Raw genomic sequence first — 16,622 nt, forward strand, 5'->3', positions numbered from 1 at the left:
CATGGCGGATTCGAAGCATTGGCATGGGCTCGGGCTGAAGCTGGCGGGCTCGGCACTGGTGCTCGCGGTGGCCGCGGTGATCGCGGTCGCGCTCACCATGTTCTCCGGTGGTTTCACCCCCACCGCGACCGTCACCATCGACGCGCCGCGCAGCGGGCTGGTGCTGGATCCGGCGGCGAAGGTGAAGATGCGCGGCGTGGAGATCGGCCATGTGGCGAAGGTCGAGCACACCGCCGACGGCGCCAGGCTGCGGCTGGCGATGAATCCCGAACAGCTGAAGCTGGTTCCGGCCAATGCGACCGTTGATATCCGCTCCACCACGGTATTCGGTGCCAAGTATGTGAACTTCGTTGTCCCGGACCAGCCTTCGAAGTCGTCACTGCAACCCGGCGCGGTGCTGCGGGCCCAGCAGGTGACGGTCGAATTCAACACGCTGTTCCAGCATCTGAGTGATGTGCTCGCGAAGGTGCAGCCGGACAAACTGAACGGGACGCTGTCGGCGCTCGGCGTCGCGCTGCAGGGCCGCGGGCAGAAGCTGGGCGAGTTGCTCGCCAACGGCGACACCTATCTGCGCGACATAAACCCGAGTCTGCCCGCGCTGCAACAGGATCTGCGCAAGACCGGCGATGTCACCAATCTGTACGGCGATACCGTCGACGATCTGCTGCGCACGGTGAACAACGCGATCGTCACCAGCGGGACGGTGGTCGACCAGAAGAACGACCTCGACGGCCTGCTCGCCGACGTCACCGGGCTGGCCGACACCACCGGAGCGGTGTTGCGCTCCAACGAGAAACCGCTGGAGACCGCGCTGGATCTGTTGCGGCCCACCACCGGGCTGCTCGACGAGTACTCTCCCGCGTTGAGTTGCTTGATCGTCGGACTCGCCAAGGCGCTGCCGCTCGGCGAGGAGGTCTTCGGCGGTCTGCAGGAGGGGGTCGCGTTGAATACCAACTTCATGTACGGCGCGAAGGCGTATAAGTACCCGGACGATCTGCCGAAGGTGAACGCCACCGGCGGACCGCACTGCGAGGGTCTGGTGGACCGGGTGCCCGGCAGCCGGTCCAACTACGTCGTCACCGACACCAACGAGGGCAAGCCGTACGTGCCGTCGACGAAGATGGACTTCAGCGGTGCGCGGGTGCTGCAGCTGCTGTACGCCGGTCTGCCGGGGGTGCCGCCGCTGTGAAGAACACCGCGACAACCGTGAAACTGGTCATCTTCACGCTGGTGATGGCGCTCGTATTCGCCGGGCTGGTCGTCGTATTCAGCCAGATGCGATTCGCCAGGGAGACCGGCTATCACGCGGTGTTCACCAGTTCGTCCGGGATGCTGCCGGGCGCGAAGGTGCGCATCGCCGGCGTTCCGGTCGGGTCGGTCACCTCGGTGAAGGTCGGCAAGGACTACCTCGCGCACGTCGACTTCGATGTGGACAGCAAGTACCCGCTGTTCACCAGCACACGCGCCACCATCCGCTACGAAAACCTGGTCGGCGACCGCTATTTGGAGCTGTTGGACGGGCCGGGCGATGCGAAGCCGCTGCGCTCGGGCGGCACCATCGACAAGGAGCAGACCGCGCCCGCCCTCGACCTGGATATGCTGCTCGGCGGATTCAAACCGCTACTGCGCGGCCTGGATCCGGGCCAGGTGAACGATCTGACCAACGCGCTGCTGCAGATCTTCCAGGGGCAGGGCGGCACGCTGGTCTCGCTGCTCAACAGCGGCGGATCGTTCACCAAGACGCTGGCCGAGCGGGACGCGCTGATCGGCAGCGTGATCAACAATCTCAACGCCGTGCTGCAGACCATCGACCAGCGCGGTGATCAGTTCGCCAGCACCATCAGCGAATTGCAAAGGCTGGTCAGCGGTTTGGCGGCGGACCGGGATCCGATCGGCGATGCCATACCGCGGATCGCGGGCGCCACCGGCGATCTCACCGATCTGCTCGCCCAGGCCCGGCCCGACCTGAAGGGCACGATCGAGCAAACCGGGCGGCTGGCAACGAATCTCGACAACGGCCAGGACACCATCCAGTGGGTGCTCGACCGGCTGCCGGAGACATACAAGAAACTGATCCGCATCGGCTCATACGGCTCGTTCCTGCAGCTCTACGTCTGCCAGACGAACTTCGTCATCGATGGTCCGGACGGGCAGCCACTGCATATCAACATGCCGGGCAAGCAGGCCGGCGGAAGGTGTGCGCCGACCCAATGAACGAGCAGCGATCCCCCCTCATCACCCTCGGCATCGTCGGCGTGGTCGTCGCGGTGGCGGTGGCGCTTTCGGCACTCCAGTTCGACCGGCTGCCGTTCATCCGGTCCGGCGCGACCTTCACCGCGTACTTCGCCGACGCGGGCGGCCTCACGACCGGCGACCCGGTGCAGGTGGCCGGGGTGAGGTCGGGCCGGGTGGAGCAGGTGCGCCTCGACGGCGACAAGGTGCTGGTGCGCTTCAGCCTCGACGAGTCGATCGTGCTGGGGCGCAAGACTTCCGCGGCGATCAAGACCAATACGGTGCTCGGCCGCAAATCGCTCGACCTGATCCCGGCCGGATCCGGTGCGCTGCGCCGCGACGACACGATTCCGTTGGACCGCACCACCTCTCCGTACTCGCTGAACTCGGCGCTGGAGGATCTGGCGAGCACGGTGCACGGGCTCGATATGGATCGGGTGGACAAGACACTCGACGCGCTTTCGACCGCCTTCGCCGAAACACCCGCGCCGCTGCGTTCGGCACTGGACGGCGTTACGGCCCTGTCGCGCAGCCTGAATGCCCGCGACAAGGCGCTGAGCGAGCTGCTGACCCGGGCGCAGGGCGTCACCAAGATCCTGGCCGACCGGGCCAACCAGATCAACGCGCTGCTGCTCGACGGCAACGATCTGCTCGGCGAGTTGGACCGGCGGCGCAGCGCGCTCAGCCAGCTCATCGTCGCCGTCAACGGGGTGGCACAGCAGCTGTCCGGGCTGGTCGCCGATAACGAGGCGCAGCTGAAACCCGCGTTCGAGAAGCTGAATTCGGTGCTGGACCTCCTGCAGCGCAACCGCAAGAACATCTCCGACGCGCTGGACGGCCTCGGCCCGTTCGCGGCGGCGCTCGGCGAACAGGTCGGCAGCGGGCCGTACTTCCAGGCCTACGTCGTGAACGCCAGCAGTGTGACGCTGCGGCCGCTGGTCGACGCGATGGTCTGGCCGCAGCGGGTGCCGGAGGATCTGCGCGAGTACCTGTTGGATCCGCAGCCGCCGTCGATCGCACCCGTGCCACAGGAGCCGCCTCGATGAATACCAGCGATCCGACACCGACCGACGGCGGGGTTGTCTCGAAAGTCGAACGGCGACTGCCGAATTGGGCGCGTCGTCTGCCGCGCTGGGTATTGATCCTCGCGGGCGTGCTCGTCATCGCGCTGGTGGTGACGGTGGCCTGGGGCGGTATAACCAATATCGGAAAGTCGAAGATCACGGCGTATTTCCAGAGCACCACCGGCCTGTATCCGGGTGACGACGTCCGGGTGCTCGGGGTGAAGGTCGGCCGGATCGATTCGATCGAACCGGGCAGCGACAAGGTGCGGGTGGAGCTGACGATCGATCGCGGGATCAGCCTGCCCGCCGACGCCAAGGCCGTAATCATCGCGCCCTCACTGGTTTCCGCGCGGTTCATCCAACTCGCGCCCGCATACACCGGCGGGCCGAAGCTGCGCGACGGTGGCGAGATCGGCATCGAGCGCACGGCGGTGCCGGTGGAGTGGGACGATATCAAGGCCGAATTGTCCAAGCTGGCAACCACATTGGGGCCGGTGGGGGAGGACAAGGAGGGCTCGTTCGGCCGGTTCGTGAATACCGCGGCCAGTAACCTCGACGGCAACGGCGACAAGTTCCGCCAGACGCTGCACGAGCTTTCGGCCACCCTGAATACGCTCTCGGACGGGCGGACCGATCTCTTCGGGACGATTCGCAATCTGCAGAAGTTCGTCGACGTGCTGTCCGCGAGCAATGAGCAGATCGTGCAGTTCGGCGGCCGATTGGCGTCGGTGGCCTCGGTGCTGAACGGGGTGTCGACGGATCTCGGTGCGGGACTGGACAATCTGGATTCCGCGGTGGCCGATGTCAAGCGGTTCCTCGACACCAGCGGGCCGACGCTCACCGACAGCGTGCGCAAACTGGCCGACGCCACCCAGATCATCGTGGACAAGCGGCCCGAGCTGGAGCGCGTACTGCATTCCGGGCCAACGGCTCTGGTGAACTTCTACCAGCTCTACAAGCCCGCGCAGGGCACGCTGACCGGCGCCGTCGCGCTCGGGAACTTCGCGAATCCGGTGAGCTTCCTCTGCGGTTCGGTGGAGGCGATCGAGGCGAACGAATCGGATAAGAGCGCGCAACTGTGCGCGCAGTACCTGGCGCCGATCCTCAATTCGGTGGCGGTGAACTATCCACCGCTGCTGCTGAATACGGCGAGCGGCGTGCAGGCCTTTCCGAATCAGCTGGTCTACAGCCCGCCGAGCCTGGCGGACCGGGCGAAGCCGGACCCGCAGCCCGCGCCGCCCCCGATCACCGTGCCGGACGGCCTTGCCGGACTCGCCCTTCCGGGGCTGCCGGGAGGTGGGCGATGAGAACGTTCGCCACGGTGGCGCTGGGACTCGCTGTCGCGCTCGGCATTTCGGGCTGCGAGTGGGACGGGCTGAACTCGCTGCCGATGCCCGGTGTGCAGGGCACCGGCGCCGACGCCTATCGTGTGCGCATTCAGATGCCGAATGTCACGACGCTGACCAGGAATTCGCCGGTGCGGGTGAACGATGTGACGGTCGGGACGGTGTCGAAGATCGAGGTGGAGGGCTGGCACGCGCTGGTCACCGTCTCGCTCGATCACGATGTGCACCTGCCCGCCAACGCGACCGCCAAGATCGGCCAGACCAGCCTGCTCGGCAGCAATCACCTGGAGCTCGCACCGCCGACGGACACCGCGCCGGTGGGCGAACTGCGCGACGGTGATCTGATCCCCCTCGACCGGGCGGGCGACTACCCGACCACCGAGCAGGTGCTGTCCTCGCTGTCGGTGGTGCTCAACGGTGGCGGTATTTCGCAACTGGAAACCATTACCCGCGAACTGAATTCGGCGTTGTCCGGCCACGAGACCCAGATCCGCGACCTGATTCCGCGGCTGAACGAGCTGACGACGACGCTGGACAAACAGACCGGCGACATCATCAACGCGATGAGCGGGCTGGACCGGCTCACCGGTCAGATCGCACAGCAGCGCGATGTGGTAGCCAAGGCGATCGAGCAGATCCATCCGGCGCTCACCGTGCTCGCCGACCGGCGGGAGAACATCACCAGGGCGCTCACCGCGCTCGGCGCGCTGAGCGATGTCACCCAGCGGATCATCGACACCAGCGGTGGCGATCTGAAGGCGAACCTGAAAAGCCTCGCGCCCGTGCTGCAAACACTCGCCGACACCAACAACAACCTGATCGAGGCGTTGAAGATCGCGTTGACCTTCCCGTTCCCGATGAAGAATCTGGATCACGCGATCAAGGGCGACTACCTCAACCTGTTCATGACCGTCGATATGACAGGTAAACGGCTGGACAGCAACTGGCTCACCGGAAGCCCGCTCGGCGGCCGGTTCGGTGGTGTGGAGGGCGCTTTGGGCGCCTTCGCGCCGAGTACCGCGGCACAGGGCGGCAATCCGGCGACCGGACCGCTGCAGCCGCCGGGCACGCCCGCGCCGCCGACCCCGACGATCCCCGGGCTGCCGCCGATTCCCGGTCTGCCCGCGATACCGGGGCTGACCGTGCCGCTGCCGGAAAGTGGTGCGCAACAAGGGGGGCCGGGCCGGTGAAACTCACCAAATTCGTCCGCGTCCAGCTGACGATCTTCGCTGTGCTCACGGTGATCGGCCTGGTCGTCATGGGCGGTACCTATGTGCAACTGCCCGCGATGTTCGGCATCGGGCGCTACGCGGTCACGGTGAAGCTCGCCGCGACCGGTGGCCTGTACCCGCATGCGAACGTGGCCTACCGGGGCACGAATGTCGGTGTGGTGCAAGACGTTGTGCTCACCCCGTCCGGTGTCGACGCGAAGTTGTCCATCGGTAGCGACTACAAGATTCCGTCCGATGTCGACGCCTATGTGCGCAGCGTCTCCGCGGTGGGTGAGCAGTACGTCGATCTGGTGCCCGCGCCGAATCACAAGGGCGGCAACCTGTCCGACGGCTCGGTCATCCCGGTGGATCGCACGAAGCTCCCGCAGGATGTCGGCGCGCTGCTCGATCAGGCCGATCGGATGCTGTCCGCCGTCGCCGACACCCGGCTGCGGCAGCTGATCGACGAGGCGTTCCGCGCGTTCAACGGGGCGGGTCCCGATCTGCAGCGTTTCATCGACTCGGCATCGCTGCTGGTGCAGGAGGCGAAGAACAATACCGAACCGACCAAGAAGCTGATCGACGAGATCGGCCCGGTGCTGGACACGCAGACCCGCTCCGATTCGGCGATCCGTTCCTGGACAAAGGATTTGGCGGCGGTCACCGATCAACTGCGGGCACACGATCCGTCGCTGCGCGGGATCCTGCGGCAGGGTCCGTCCGCGGCGCAGCGGGTGACCCAGCAGTTCAACGAGCTGCAACCGACGCTGCCGCTGCTGCTTTCGAACCTGGTCAGCGTCGGGCAGGTCGGTGTGACGTATCACGCCGGGCTGGAACAGATCCTGGTGGTCTACCCGCCGCTGGTCGCGGCGCTGCTGACGGTGATCCGCGGGCCCATCGAATACGGTGCGCTGGTCGACTTCATGGCCACCTTCGAGGATCCGCCGCCGTGCACCACCGGCTTCCTGCCGCCGGATCAGCGCCGCTCGCCCGCCGACCTGTCCGAGGTGGACACCCCGCCCGGGCTGTACTGCAAGGTGCCGCAGAACGCGTCGGAGGCGGTGCGCGGCATCCGCAACACCCCGTGCATGGAATTTCCCGGACGTCGCGCCCCGACACCCGAGCTGTGCCGCACCGGTTATGTTCCGGAGGGCAACAACCCGCCGATCGGACCGCCGCAGCCGGTGACCCCGGAAGGGACCGTCGCGCCCGCGGCCGCGCATCCGTACGATCCGGCGACCGGGACATATATGGGCACCGATGGACGCACCTACCGACAGGGGGATATCGGACCGGACGGTTCCGGCACGATACCGTCGAGCTGGCAGGCGATGCTCGAAGAGCAGCAACGATGATCGAGCGCAGCGAGGTACGGGATGACTGAAACTCAGCGGGTGCGGCGGCGTGCGGTGCGCTCGGCCGGGCCGCCGGCCGAGGAGACCACGGCGCAGGTGGTCATCGAGAAGGCCGGGGCCGCAACGGCTGTCGCGGCGCACCCGGTGGATTCGGCGCGGGGCGAGCAGCCGCGTGACGCTGCGGCACCCACCACCGATTCCCCGAAATCCGGCCAGGTCGACCTCGCGAAACCGGGCGCGGATGCCGTCGAAAAGCCCGAGGATGCGCAGGGCGCGGCCCGGCGCTGGCAACCCTTCCGCCGCAAATCCGCCGTGCCGATCGAAGCGGTCGACAAGTCCGAGGACGCCGCAACGGGTTGGTCGCGCGCCGCGCACGTCGCCTTACTTGCCGCCTGCGCGGTGCTCACCCTGCTGCTCCTCACCGGGGCGGGCGTATCCGTCTACTTCACCCGGACCGAGGCCAAGGACGAGGCCCGCCGCGCCGAATACGTGCAGACCGCGCGCCAGGCGGTCATCAACCTGACCACCATCCACGCCGACTCCGCCAAACAGGATATCGATCGCATCCTGTCGGTGGCCTCCGGCGAATTCCGATCCGAATTCGACAAGCGGGTCGACCCGTTCGCGAGCATCGTGCAGCAGGCCAAGGTGGTCTCCAACGGCGAGGTCGTCGAGGCCGCGATCGAATCCGAGGACGATGATTCGGCGCGGGTCCTGGTCGCGGCGAAACAGACGCTGACCAATGCCGGTGACCCCGGCCCGCAGACCAGGAACTACCGGTTCCGGGTCACCGTCACCCGCACCGACGCCGGGTTGAAGGCATCGAAGGTGGAGTTCGTGGCATGACCGGTTTACGCGGCAGGATTCTGCTCATCACCATGGCGGTCGTCGCGGCCGCCGCACTGGCCGTCGGCGGGTTCAACGGCTATCGGATCTGGAACAACCACCAGACCGAGCAGGCCCGCAAGGATGCGGTGGCCGCGGCGGGCCGCACGGTCGCCGCGATGTTCACCTACGACTACAAGACCGTCGACACGGAATTACCCAAGGCCGCCGACAACCTTTCCGGCACTTTCCGTTCCGACTACACCAAGCTGATCCAGCAGGCGATCATCCCGGGCGCCAAGGAAAAACAGCTCACCGTGCAGGCCACCACCCAGGCCGGTGGCGTCGTCTCGGCCGGGCCCGACCACGCCGTCGTGCTGCTGTTCCTGAATCAGGTGACCACCAGCAAGGATTCACCGCAGGGCACCACCACCGGCAGCCGCGTCCGCGTCACCCTCGACAAGCGGGACAGCCGCTGGCTGGTCGCCCAGGTCACGCCGGTCTGAGCCCGGGTTCCGCGGCAGTCCGACGACGAAGACCGTGCCCTTACCCAATTCGCTGTACGCGGTGACGCTGCCGCCGTGCGCGTTCACCAACGCCTGCACGATCGAAAGGCCAAGTCCCGTACCGCCGCTCGCGCGGGTGCGGGAGGTGTCGGTGCGATAGAACCGTTCGAAGACTCGCTCGGCCTCGTCCGCGGGCAGGCCGGGCCCGGTGTCGGCGACCTCGAGCAGCACCTGCTCGGCGTGCGGGGTGAGGCGAACGGTGACCGACGCGTCCGGCGGGGTGTGCGTGAGGGCATTGGTGAGCAGGTTCACCAGCACCTGGCGCAGCCGGGCCTCGTCGCCGAGCACCTCCAAAGTGCCTTCGCCGGAACATATTTCGAGTTCGATCCGGCGTTTGGGCGAACCATTGGCCGAGGCCGCGGCGACGGCGCGGGCATTGTGCACCTCGTCGCTGGCCAGCGAGAGCAGATCCACCGGGCCCAGTTCCAGCGGGCGCTGCGCATCCATCCGGGCCAGCATTAGTAGATCCTCCACGAGCAGGCCCATCCTGCGTGCCTCGCGCTCGATGCGGTCCATGAACGTCGCCGGATCCTTCGCCGCCCCTTGCCGATACAGCTCGGCGAAGCCGCGGATCGTGGTCAGCGGGGTGCGCAGCTCATGGCTGGCGTCGGCGACGAAGCGGCGCATCTTCGCCTCGGATCGGCGGGCCGCCGTCTCCGACGCCTCGGTGGCGGCGAACGCCTGCTGAATCTGGGCGAGCATGCTGTTGAGCGATTGGGACAGCAGATCGACCTCGGTATTGTTGCCGCGCACCGGAACTCGGCGATGCAGATCGCCCGCGGCGATCGCGGCCGCGGTCTGCTCCACCTGATGCAGCGGGCGCAGACTGCGGCGGATCACGAAGTAGGCGATCACCGCGAGCAGCAGCAGCACCAGCGCGCCGACCACCAACTCGAGCCGGATCAGGTTGGCCACCGTCTCCGCGTTCTTGGTGAGCGGCAGCGCGACCGTCATCGTGCCGTCGGGCGTCGTGGCGTCCAGCACCCGCCACTTGATCGGCGATCCGTCGACCGAGCCGACGGTTATCGGATGTCCGACCGGATGATCCGGAAGATTGGGCCGCGCAGGGACATTGAACGCTTCCACACTGCCGACTCGCCCATCGGGCGCGACCAAGCGCACGTAGAACTGGCTCGACGTGCGGGCACGATCGTTGGGCAGCGCGGGCGGTGTCGGCAGCAATACCCGACGCCTGGGCGCCCACTCCCGCAGCCCTTCGTGCAGATCCTGATCGGTGCGATATTGCAGTGAGCGGTGCAGCTCCGAGGTGACCACTCCGCCCGAGATCAACAGTCCGAGCCCAGCGGTGAACACCAGGGTGATGACCAGGGTGATGCGCAGCGGAATCGCGGACAGCGCCTCGGATATCGACCGCCGGGCCGCCGCGACCCGCGCCGCGATCATTTCCCGGCCGACCGGCGATTCGGCGCCCGCATCACGTAACCGACGCCGCGCAGCGTGTGAATCAGCCGCTCCTCGCCGGTATCGACCTTCTTGCGCAGATAGGAGACATAGGTTTCGACAACACCGACCTCGCCGCCGAAGTCGTAGCGCCACACGTGATCCAGGATGCGCGGTTTGCTCAGCACCGTGCCCGCGTTCACCATGAAGTACCGCAGCAGCGTGAATTCGGTGGGCGACAACGGAACCGGCTCGCCCGCCTTCCACACCTCGTGGGTGTCGTCGTCCAATTCGATGTCCTCGAACCGGATCCGTGAGGTCTCCTTGGCCGGCGCGGTATGCCCCGCGCGCCTCAGGACCACGCGTAACCGCGCGACCACCTCCTCGAGGCTGAACGGCTTGGTGATGTAGTCGTCCGCGCCGAGGGTCAGGCCCGCGACCTTGTCCTGCACCTCGTCCCGCGCGGTCAGGAAGAGTACGGGCGCCTCGATGCCGTCCGCGCGCAGCCTGCGCAGCAGTCCGAAACCGTCCATACCGGGCATCATCACGTCGACGATCAGTGCCTGCGGGCGGAAGCTGCGCGCCTTGTCCAGCGCCTGCGCGCCGTCGGCCGCCGTTTCCACCTCGAAGCCCTGATAGCGCAGGCTCACCGCCAGGAGTTCGACGATCATCGGTTCATCGTCGACGACCAGTACCCGAGCCTCGGGGCCCTGATCCGATGGCGCACCATTCATGCGTTCAATCGTGCGCTATGGGACTGGGAGCCCGCTGGACCTTCCCTGGGTGATTCCTGTGAAGGACCTTTACGCGGGATAGACGTCGTCGTCGGTGAGCAGGGCGCTGCCCGCGACCTGGTCCTGGGCCAGCGCGTCCAGGAAGGCGCGGGCCCAGCGGTCGACATCGTGGGCGAGGACCTGGCGGCGCAGTGCGCGCATGCGGCGGCGCTTGGTGTCGCGATCGTCCTCGATGGCCGAGGAGATGGCGTCCTTGACGCTTTCCAGATCGTGCGGGTTGCACAGGTATGCCTGGCGCAATTCGGCTGCGGCGCCGGTGAATTCGCTCAACACCAGGGCGCCGTTCAGGCCGCTGTGGCAGGCGACGTACTCCTTGGCCACCAGGTTCATGCCGTCGCGCAGCGGCGTCACCAGCATGACGTCGGCGGCGACGAAGAAGGCGATGAGCTCGTCGCGGGGGATGGGCCGGTGCAGATAGTGCACGACCGGATAGCCGACCCGGGAGAACTCACCGTTGATCCGGCCGACCTGCCGTTCGATATCGCCGCGCATCTGGATATAGCTCTCGACGCGCTCCCGGCTCGGCGTCGCCAGCTGCACCATCACCGTCTCCGACGGATCGACCCGCTTCTCGATGAGCAGCTCCTCCAGCGCGGCCAGCCGGATATCGATGCCCTTGGTGTAGTCGAGACGGTCGACACCGAGCAGGATGGTCTTCGGATTGCCAAGTTCCGCACGGATTTTCGCGGCGCGCTCGCGCACCGAACGCCGCCGGGAATGCTCGTCCAGTTCGGCCGATGCGATCGAGATGGGGAATGCGCCCACCCGCACCGTGCGGAAACCGACCTGCACGACGCCCAGTTTGGACCGCACCCCGACGGTGCCGCGCGAGGTGGGCTGCCCGGCCAGCCTGCGGGCCAGGTAGAGGAAGTTCTGCGCGCCGCCCGGCAGATGGAAGCCGATGAGATCGGCGCCGAGCAGACCCTCGACGATCTCGGTCCGCCACGGCATCTGCATGAACAGCTCGACCGGGGGGAACGGGATGTGCAGGAAGAAGCCGATGGTCAGATCGGGCCGCAGCATCCGCAGCATCTTCGGCACCAGCTGCAGCTGATAGTCCTGCACCCAGACGGTGGCGCCCTCGGCCGCCACCTTCGCCGCGGCCTCGGCGAAGCGCCGGTTCACCGTGACGTAGGCGGTCCACCAGGAACGTTCGTAGATCGGGCGGACGATCACGTCGTGGTAGAGCGGCCACAGCGTGCCGTTGGAGAAACCCTCGTAGTAGTCGGCGACCTCGTCGGCGGACAGCGGGACCGGATGCAGCTCCAAGCCGTCCTCGATGATCGGATCCACATCGACGTCGGGGACGCCCGCCCAGCCGACCCAGGCGCCCTTGTTGCTGCGCAGCACGGGCTCCAGCGCGGTGACCAGACCGCCGGGGCTGCGTTTCCAACGGGCGGTGCCGTCGGGCAGGCGCTCCAGATCGACGGGTAGGCGATTCGCCACGACGACGAAACCCGAACCGGCGCCGCTACTCTCGACGGTTCGGGATAGTTCGCCCTGATCGGTCTGCGGTTCGGACAGGGTCTGCTCGGAATCTTTCGACGGCTGCTCGGTCATCTGGTCCACTCACGCATCCTTTGCGCGTCGGTTGGTTCCGGCTGTATTCGATTGGCGGCCTTCCCGGACCCATCGCGTTCACACCGCCTGCGGGCCCGCCCCTCATACCGCGTACTCGATTGGTGCCGACGGCGCCGTTGCCTTCGACCGGGGAGGCAGAGGGGCTATTCGACCCGCGAGTTGGGTCCGATGCCGAGCATCGACAGCAGCATCCGGCATTCGTCGGCGTCCTCGGCGTAGGCCGCGACGACGCGCTGCGCCTGGCGTGCGGTTTCGTCGGCCAGCGGTTCCAGATCGTCGTCCGCGATGTCGTTCGCGCTGCTCTTCGCGGCCATCTCGTGTCCTCCCGGTTAAATACGCTCGTGCGTGCGAATAGTCAATGGTATCTGGCGTGCGACCGGGTGTGCCGCACCCACTTCCCGGTTACCCATCGGCGCAAGGGTGCGATGCGTCGCCGCGGCCGCCCCTATACCGTGGTGCCAGATTCAACTCCACGAAAGGGTCGAAAGTATGCCGCTGGCCACGGTGAACGGAATCGCACTCAACTACCAGGTCAAAGGTGACCGGGCGAAGGGCACCGATGTCAAGGGCGGCGGCCCGCTTGTGGTCATGATCATGGGGACCGGCAGCCCTGGCCGGGTCTGGGAACTGCACCAGGTGCCCGCCCTGGTCGCCGCGGGTTACCGGGTTTGCACCTTCGACAACCGCGGCATCGCACCGTCCTATGAGGCGCCCGACGGCATGACCGTCGACGATTTGGCGGCCGACACCGCCGCGCTCATCGAAATGCTCGGCGAGGGTCCGGCGCTGGTGGTCGGCCAATCGATGGGTTCGCGGGTGGCGCAGGAGCTGGCGCTGGCCCGGCCCGATCTGGTGCGCAAGGCCGTGTTCATGGCCGGGCACGGCAGGCTCGACCAGTTCCAGCAGGTGCTCTCGCTCGGCGAACACGACCTCGACGCCAGCGGCATCAAGTTGCCGCCCAAGTACGAGGCCGCCGTCACCGCGGTGATGAACCTCTCGCCCGCGACCATGGCCGATTCGAATGCCGCCCGCGACTGGCTGGACCTGTTCGAATTCACCGGCGGACCGGTCACCCCCGGCATCCGCGCCCAGCGCAGGATGGATCACGACTTCAACCGGTTGCAGGCATACCGCGGCATCAAGGTGCCATGTCTGGCAATAGGTTTCGCCGACGACCGGATGATCCCCCCTTATCTGTCCAGGGAGGTTGCCGAGGCCATTCCCGGCGCGCGCTACCTGGAGGTTCCCGATGCTGGGCACTTCGGCTACCTGGAGCGTCCCGAGGCGGTAAACAAGATCTTGCTGGACTTTTTCGCCGAATGACGCCACCGCACGTCCGAGGTAACCGCCCATCGGTAACACCGGTCTTGCTAGTGTCGAAACACCGCTCGGGGGTTCAGTCGATCCGCAACAGCGCCGGTCTGAATCCAGAGCATCCCGTACACAGCGCCAGTATCCAGTGAGGTGAAATTGAGCACCAACCCGTTCGATGACGAAGACGGCCGTTTCTTTGTCCTGGTGAACGACGAGGAGCAGCATTCGCTGTGGCCGGCCTTCGCGGAGGTTCCGGCCGGATGGCGAGTCGTATTCGGCGAGGACAGCCGCGCGGCATGTGTCGAATACGTCGAGAAGAACTGGACCGATATGCGGCCGAAGAGCCTGCGTGACGCGATGGCCGCCGACGACGCGGCCCGGCAGGGCGCCCAGTCCTGACCCGCGGTAGCCGATACTGCGCAGGGACCACCGATCGCGTGACACCGAAACCCGGTGTCACGCGATCGGCATGCCCGGTTATGATGGCAACCGCTTACCCGCCTCCTTAGCTCAGTGGTAGAGCACCGCTCTTGTAAAGCGAAGGTCGTCAGTTCAATCCTGACAGGGGGCTCAGACAGCACGAGCGCGCCGAAGTCGGCGCGCTCGTTGCGTTTTCGGGTGGTCAGTCCGGGACGTTGCGGCCGTGGCCGAGGTCGCGCAGGGCCTGCTTGATCTTGGCCTGTGCCTCGTCCAACGATTCCGGGCTCGGGTTCGGATCCGCGCCCGAGATATCGAAATCGCCCATGCTGTACGCCGGGAAGACGTGCAGGTGCAGATGCGGCACCTCGAGTCCGGCGATCAGCAGTCCGGCCCGCGGGGCATCCCACGCCTTGCGCACCGCCTGGCCGATGGTCTGGGCGACGCCGGTCAACCGCGCGAAGGTATTGGCGTCGACGTCCTGCCACTGATCGATTTCCTTGCGCGGCACCACGAGCGTGTGCCCCTGCGTCACCGGTGCGATGGTCAGGAAGGCGACGAATTCGTCGTCCTCCCAGACGAATCGACCTGGAAGCTGACCGGCGATGATCGCGCTGAAGACAGAAGCCATGTCCGCAGGCTACCCGCCGCCCGCCGCGGCCTCAGCCCGCGACGAAGTGCGACAACAGCCCTTGCACCTCATAGATGTCCACCTGACGGTTGAACCGCTTCTGCACCGGTTCCGGCGAACCCGAAATCCAGATGGCCAGTTCCGCGTCCAGGTCGAAGGTGCCCGCGGTCTCCACCGAGAAGTGGGTGATGGCCCGGTACGGAATGCTGTGGTAGCTCATTCGCCGTCCGGTCATGCCCTGTTTATCGATGAGGATCAGCCGCCGATCGGTGAACAGGATGGCGTCGCGGACCAGCAGATACGCGGCCCGCACCTGCTCGCCGTCGCCGAGCAGCCGGGCGTACTCCTGCTGTGCTTTGGCGGAATCGATCCGCCCGGCATTGCCCATCAGTCCGTCGATCAGACCCATCGTCCGCGCACCCTCCACCGGTCGAGCCAGCATGGATGCGGGGGTTCGGCCCCCACATCCGTTGTCCAACAACCCATCATCCTCTTCCGGCACGAACGACCGGCGAAACATGGCAACCGTCCCGTCATCCCCGAGGGGTACACCGCGTGTACGCCGCGCACCCAGCACCTAAGCTGTTGGCCGTGCGCGTACTCGTCATCGGTTCCGGAGCCCGTGAACATGCCCTCGTCCTGGCGCTGCGCCGGGATCCGGCGGTGGCCGCGCTCTTCGCCGCACCGGGCAACGCCGGAATCGCGCAGCACGCGCAGACCAAGCCGGTGGACCCGTGCTCGGCGGAGGCGGTGGTCGCGCTGGCCACCGAACTGGAAGCGGATCTGGTGGTGATCGGGCCCGAGGTGCCGCTGGTGCTCGGCGTCGCCGACGCGGTGCGGGCGGCCGGGATCGCATGCTTCGGCCCGTCGGCCGCGGCCGCCCGGATCGAGGGTTCGAAGGCGTTCGCCAAGGATGTGATGGCGGCGGCGGGCGTCCGCACCGCGCACAGCGAGATCGTGGACAATCCGGCCGAACTCGATGCGGCGCTCGACCGTTTCGGACCCACCTGGGTGGTGAAGGACGACGGGCTCGCCGCCGGTAAAGGTGTCGTGGTCACCGCGGACCGGCACGCGGCCCGCGATCACGCCGCCGAACTGCTGGAGCAGGGACATCCGGTGCTGCTGGAATCGTTCCTGGACGGGCCGGAGGTCTCGCTGTTCTGCCTCGTCGACGGGGAGACCGTGGTCGCGCTGCTGCCCGCGCAGGACCACAAGCGGGTCGGCGACGGCGATACCGGACCCAATACGGGCGGTATGGGCGCATACACCCCGCTGCCGTGGCTGCCCGCCGAAACGGTTACCGCGATTGTCGAGGATGTGGTGAAACCCGTTGCCGCCGAACTGGTTCGGCGGGGCTGTCCGTTCTCCGGGCTGCTCTATGCCGGTCTCGCGATCGGCAAGGCCGGGCCCGCGGTCGTCGAATTCAATTGCCGCTTCGGCGATCCCGAGACGCAGGCGGTGCTCGCGCTGCTCGACAGCCCGCTGGGTGAACTGCTGTACGCAACGGCCACCGGCACTTTGGCCGAAGTCGCCGCGCCGGAGTGGAAGGACGGATCGGCGATCACCGTCGTGCTCGCCGCGGAGAACTATCCGGGGCGGCCGCGAATCGGCGATGTGATCACCGGAGCCGGCGACGGCGCCTTCGACGGCGCGACGGCCGTACTGCACGCCGGAACCACGCTGCGCGAGGACGGTGCGCTGCTCTCGGCGGGCGGCCGGGTGCTGAATGTCGTCGGTATCGGCGGTGATCTGGCGCAGGCACGGGCCAACGCCTACGAGCGGATCGGTGCGATCAAGCTGCCCGGCAGCCACTACCGCACCGATATCGGCCTGGCCGCCGTCGAGGACCGCATCAGCGTCTAAGGCCCTAACGGTCTGCGCGGCA

17 protein-coding genes and 1 tRNA gene are annotated in these 16,622 nt (G+C 67.0%); 12 read left to right on the top strand and 6 right to left on the bottom strand.

Translation table 11 applies throughout. The features are described 5' to 3' along the window. Position 1 precedes the first annotated feature (1 nt). The 8 genes from F5544_RS02950 to F5544_RS02985 are packed head-to-tail and all read left to right on the top strand — an operon-like array spanning position 2 to position 8,539. Positions 2-1,189 carry an MCE family protein gene (locus F5544_RS02950; protein ID WP_167471736.1) on the top strand — a complete coding sequence of 396 codons (1,188 nt, stop codon included), beginning with the start codon at positions 2-4 and terminating at the stop codon, positions 1,187-1,189. Beyond that, complete coding sequence (locus F5544_RS02955) at positions 1,186-2,214, top strand: MCE family protein (RefSeq protein WP_167471737.1); 1,029 nt, start codon at positions 1,186-1,188, stop codon at positions 2,212-2,214. The genes F5544_RS02950 and F5544_RS02955 overlap by 4 nt, the downstream gene beginning before the upstream one ends. Next, positions 2,211-3,278 carry an MCE family protein gene (locus F5544_RS02960; protein ID WP_167471738.1) on the top strand — a complete coding sequence of 356 codons (1,068 nt, stop codon included), beginning with the start codon at positions 2,211-2,213 and terminating at the stop codon, positions 3,276-3,278. The genes F5544_RS02955 and F5544_RS02960 overlap by 4 nt, the downstream gene beginning before the upstream one ends. Then, positions 3,275-4,603 (top strand): MCE family protein, encoded by a 1,329-nt coding sequence (locus F5544_RS02965; protein ID WP_167471739.1) that lies wholly within the window; start codon positions 3,275-3,277, stop codon positions 4,601-4,603. Before F5544_RS02960 ends, F5544_RS02965 begins: the two co-directional genes overlap by 4 nt. Further along, positions 4,600-5,832 carry an MCE family protein gene (locus F5544_RS02970; protein WP_167471740.1) on the top strand — a complete coding sequence of 411 codons (1,233 nt, stop codon included), beginning with the start codon at positions 4,600-4,602 and terminating at the stop codon, positions 5,830-5,832. Before F5544_RS02965 ends, F5544_RS02970 begins: the two co-directional genes overlap by 4 nt. Beyond that, complete coding sequence (locus F5544_RS02975; RefSeq protein ID WP_167471741.1) at positions 5,829-7,208, top strand: MCE family protein; 1,380 nt, start codon at positions 5,829-5,831, stop codon at positions 7,206-7,208. The genes F5544_RS02970 and F5544_RS02975 overlap by 4 nt, the downstream gene beginning before the upstream one ends. Positions 7,209-7,229: 21 nt before the next feature. Next, positions 7,230-8,054 (top strand): hypothetical protein, encoded by an 825-nt coding sequence (locus F5544_RS02980; RefSeq protein ID WP_167471742.1) that lies wholly within the window; start codon positions 7,230-7,232, stop codon positions 8,052-8,054. After that, entirely contained in the window at positions 8,051-8,539 is a 489-nt protein-coding gene (locus tag F5544_RS02985; RefSeq protein WP_167471743.1) for a h domain protein, read from the top strand. Before F5544_RS02980 ends, F5544_RS02985 begins: the two co-directional genes overlap by 4 nt. Here F5544_RS02985 and F5544_RS02990 read toward each other — a convergent pair. The 4 genes from F5544_RS02990 to F5544_RS03005 all read right to left on the bottom strand — a co-directional run bounded on the left by F5544_RS02990 (position 8,447) and on the right by F5544_RS03005 (position 12,689). Continuing rightward, positions 8,447-10,003: a sensor histidine kinase gene (locus F5544_RS02990; protein WP_174867255.1), complete on the bottom strand. Its 1,557-nt coding sequence runs from the start codon at positions 10,001-10,003 to the stop codon at positions 8,447-8,449. The two genes, F5544_RS02985 and F5544_RS02990, sit on opposite strands and share 93 nt — an antisense overlap. Continuing rightward, positions 10,000-10,734 (bottom strand): response regulator transcription factor, encoded by a 735-nt coding sequence (locus F5544_RS02995; RefSeq protein ID WP_167471744.1) that lies wholly within the window; start codon positions 10,732-10,734, stop codon positions 10,000-10,002. Before F5544_RS02995 ends, F5544_RS02990 begins: the two co-directional genes overlap by 4 nt. A gap of 69 nt (positions 10,735-10,803) precedes the next feature. Next, on the bottom strand, positions 10,804-12,354 hold the full coding sequence (locus F5544_RS03000) for an alpha,alpha-trehalose-phosphate synthase (UDP-forming) (protein ID WP_238847405.1): 1,551 nt from the start codon (positions 12,352-12,354) through the stop codon (positions 10,804-10,806). A 164-nt stretch (positions 12,355-12,518) separates the two neighbouring features. Beyond that, positions 12,519-12,689, bottom strand: a complete 171-nt coding sequence (locus tag F5544_RS03005; RefSeq protein WP_167471745.1) for a hypothetical protein — start codon at positions 12,687-12,689, stop codon at positions 12,519-12,521. A gap of 175 nt (positions 12,690-12,864) precedes the next feature. On the opposite strand from F5544_RS03005, the gene F5544_RS03010 reads away from it, so the two are divergent. The 3 genes from F5544_RS03010 (at position 12,865) to F5544_RS03020 (ending at position 14,260) form a co-directional block, all read left to right on the top strand. After that, the gene (locus F5544_RS03010; protein WP_167471746.1) at positions 12,865-13,698 is read left to right on the top strand and encodes an alpha/beta fold hydrolase; all 834 of its coding nucleotides are present in this window, start codon (positions 12,865-12,867) and stop codon (positions 13,696-13,698) included. Positions 13,699-13,845: 147 nt separating this feature from the next. Then, positions 13,846-14,088: an MbtH family protein gene (locus F5544_RS03015; protein ID WP_011207082.1), complete on the top strand. Its 243-nt coding sequence runs from the start codon at positions 13,846-13,848 to the stop codon at positions 14,086-14,088. Positions 14,089-14,188: 100 nt separating this feature from the next. Further along, positions 14,189-14,260, top strand: a tRNA-Thr gene (locus tag F5544_RS03020). A gap of 51 nt (positions 14,261-14,311) precedes the next feature. Here the strand turns inward: F5544_RS03020 and F5544_RS03025 are convergent. Both F5544_RS03025 and F5544_RS03030 read right to left on the bottom strand, forming a co-directional pair. Next, positions 14,312-14,737, bottom strand: a complete 426-nt coding sequence (locus F5544_RS03025) for an HIT family protein (RefSeq protein ID WP_167471747.1) — start codon at positions 14,735-14,737, stop codon at positions 14,312-14,314. Positions 14,738-14,768: 31 nt separating this feature from the next. After that, positions 14,769-15,146, bottom strand: a complete 378-nt coding sequence (locus F5544_RS03030; protein WP_167471748.1) for a PH domain-containing protein — start codon at positions 15,144-15,146, stop codon at positions 14,769-14,771. A 182-nt stretch (positions 15,147-15,328) separates the two neighbouring features. Between F5544_RS03030 and purD the strand changes: the two genes are divergently transcribed. Then, the gene (gene purD / locus F5544_RS03035; RefSeq protein ID WP_167471749.1) at positions 15,329-16,600 is read left to right on the top strand and encodes a phosphoribosylamine--glycine ligase; all 1,272 of its coding nucleotides are present in this window, start codon (positions 15,329-15,331) and stop codon (positions 16,598-16,600) included. Positions 16,601-16,622 lie beyond the last annotated feature (22 nt).

The sequence above is a fragment of the Nocardia arthritidis genome (assembly GCF_011801145.1).
GTDB classification, from domain to species: domain Bacteria; phylum Actinomycetota; class Actinomycetes; order Mycobacteriales; family Mycobacteriaceae; genus Nocardia; species Nocardia arthritidis_A.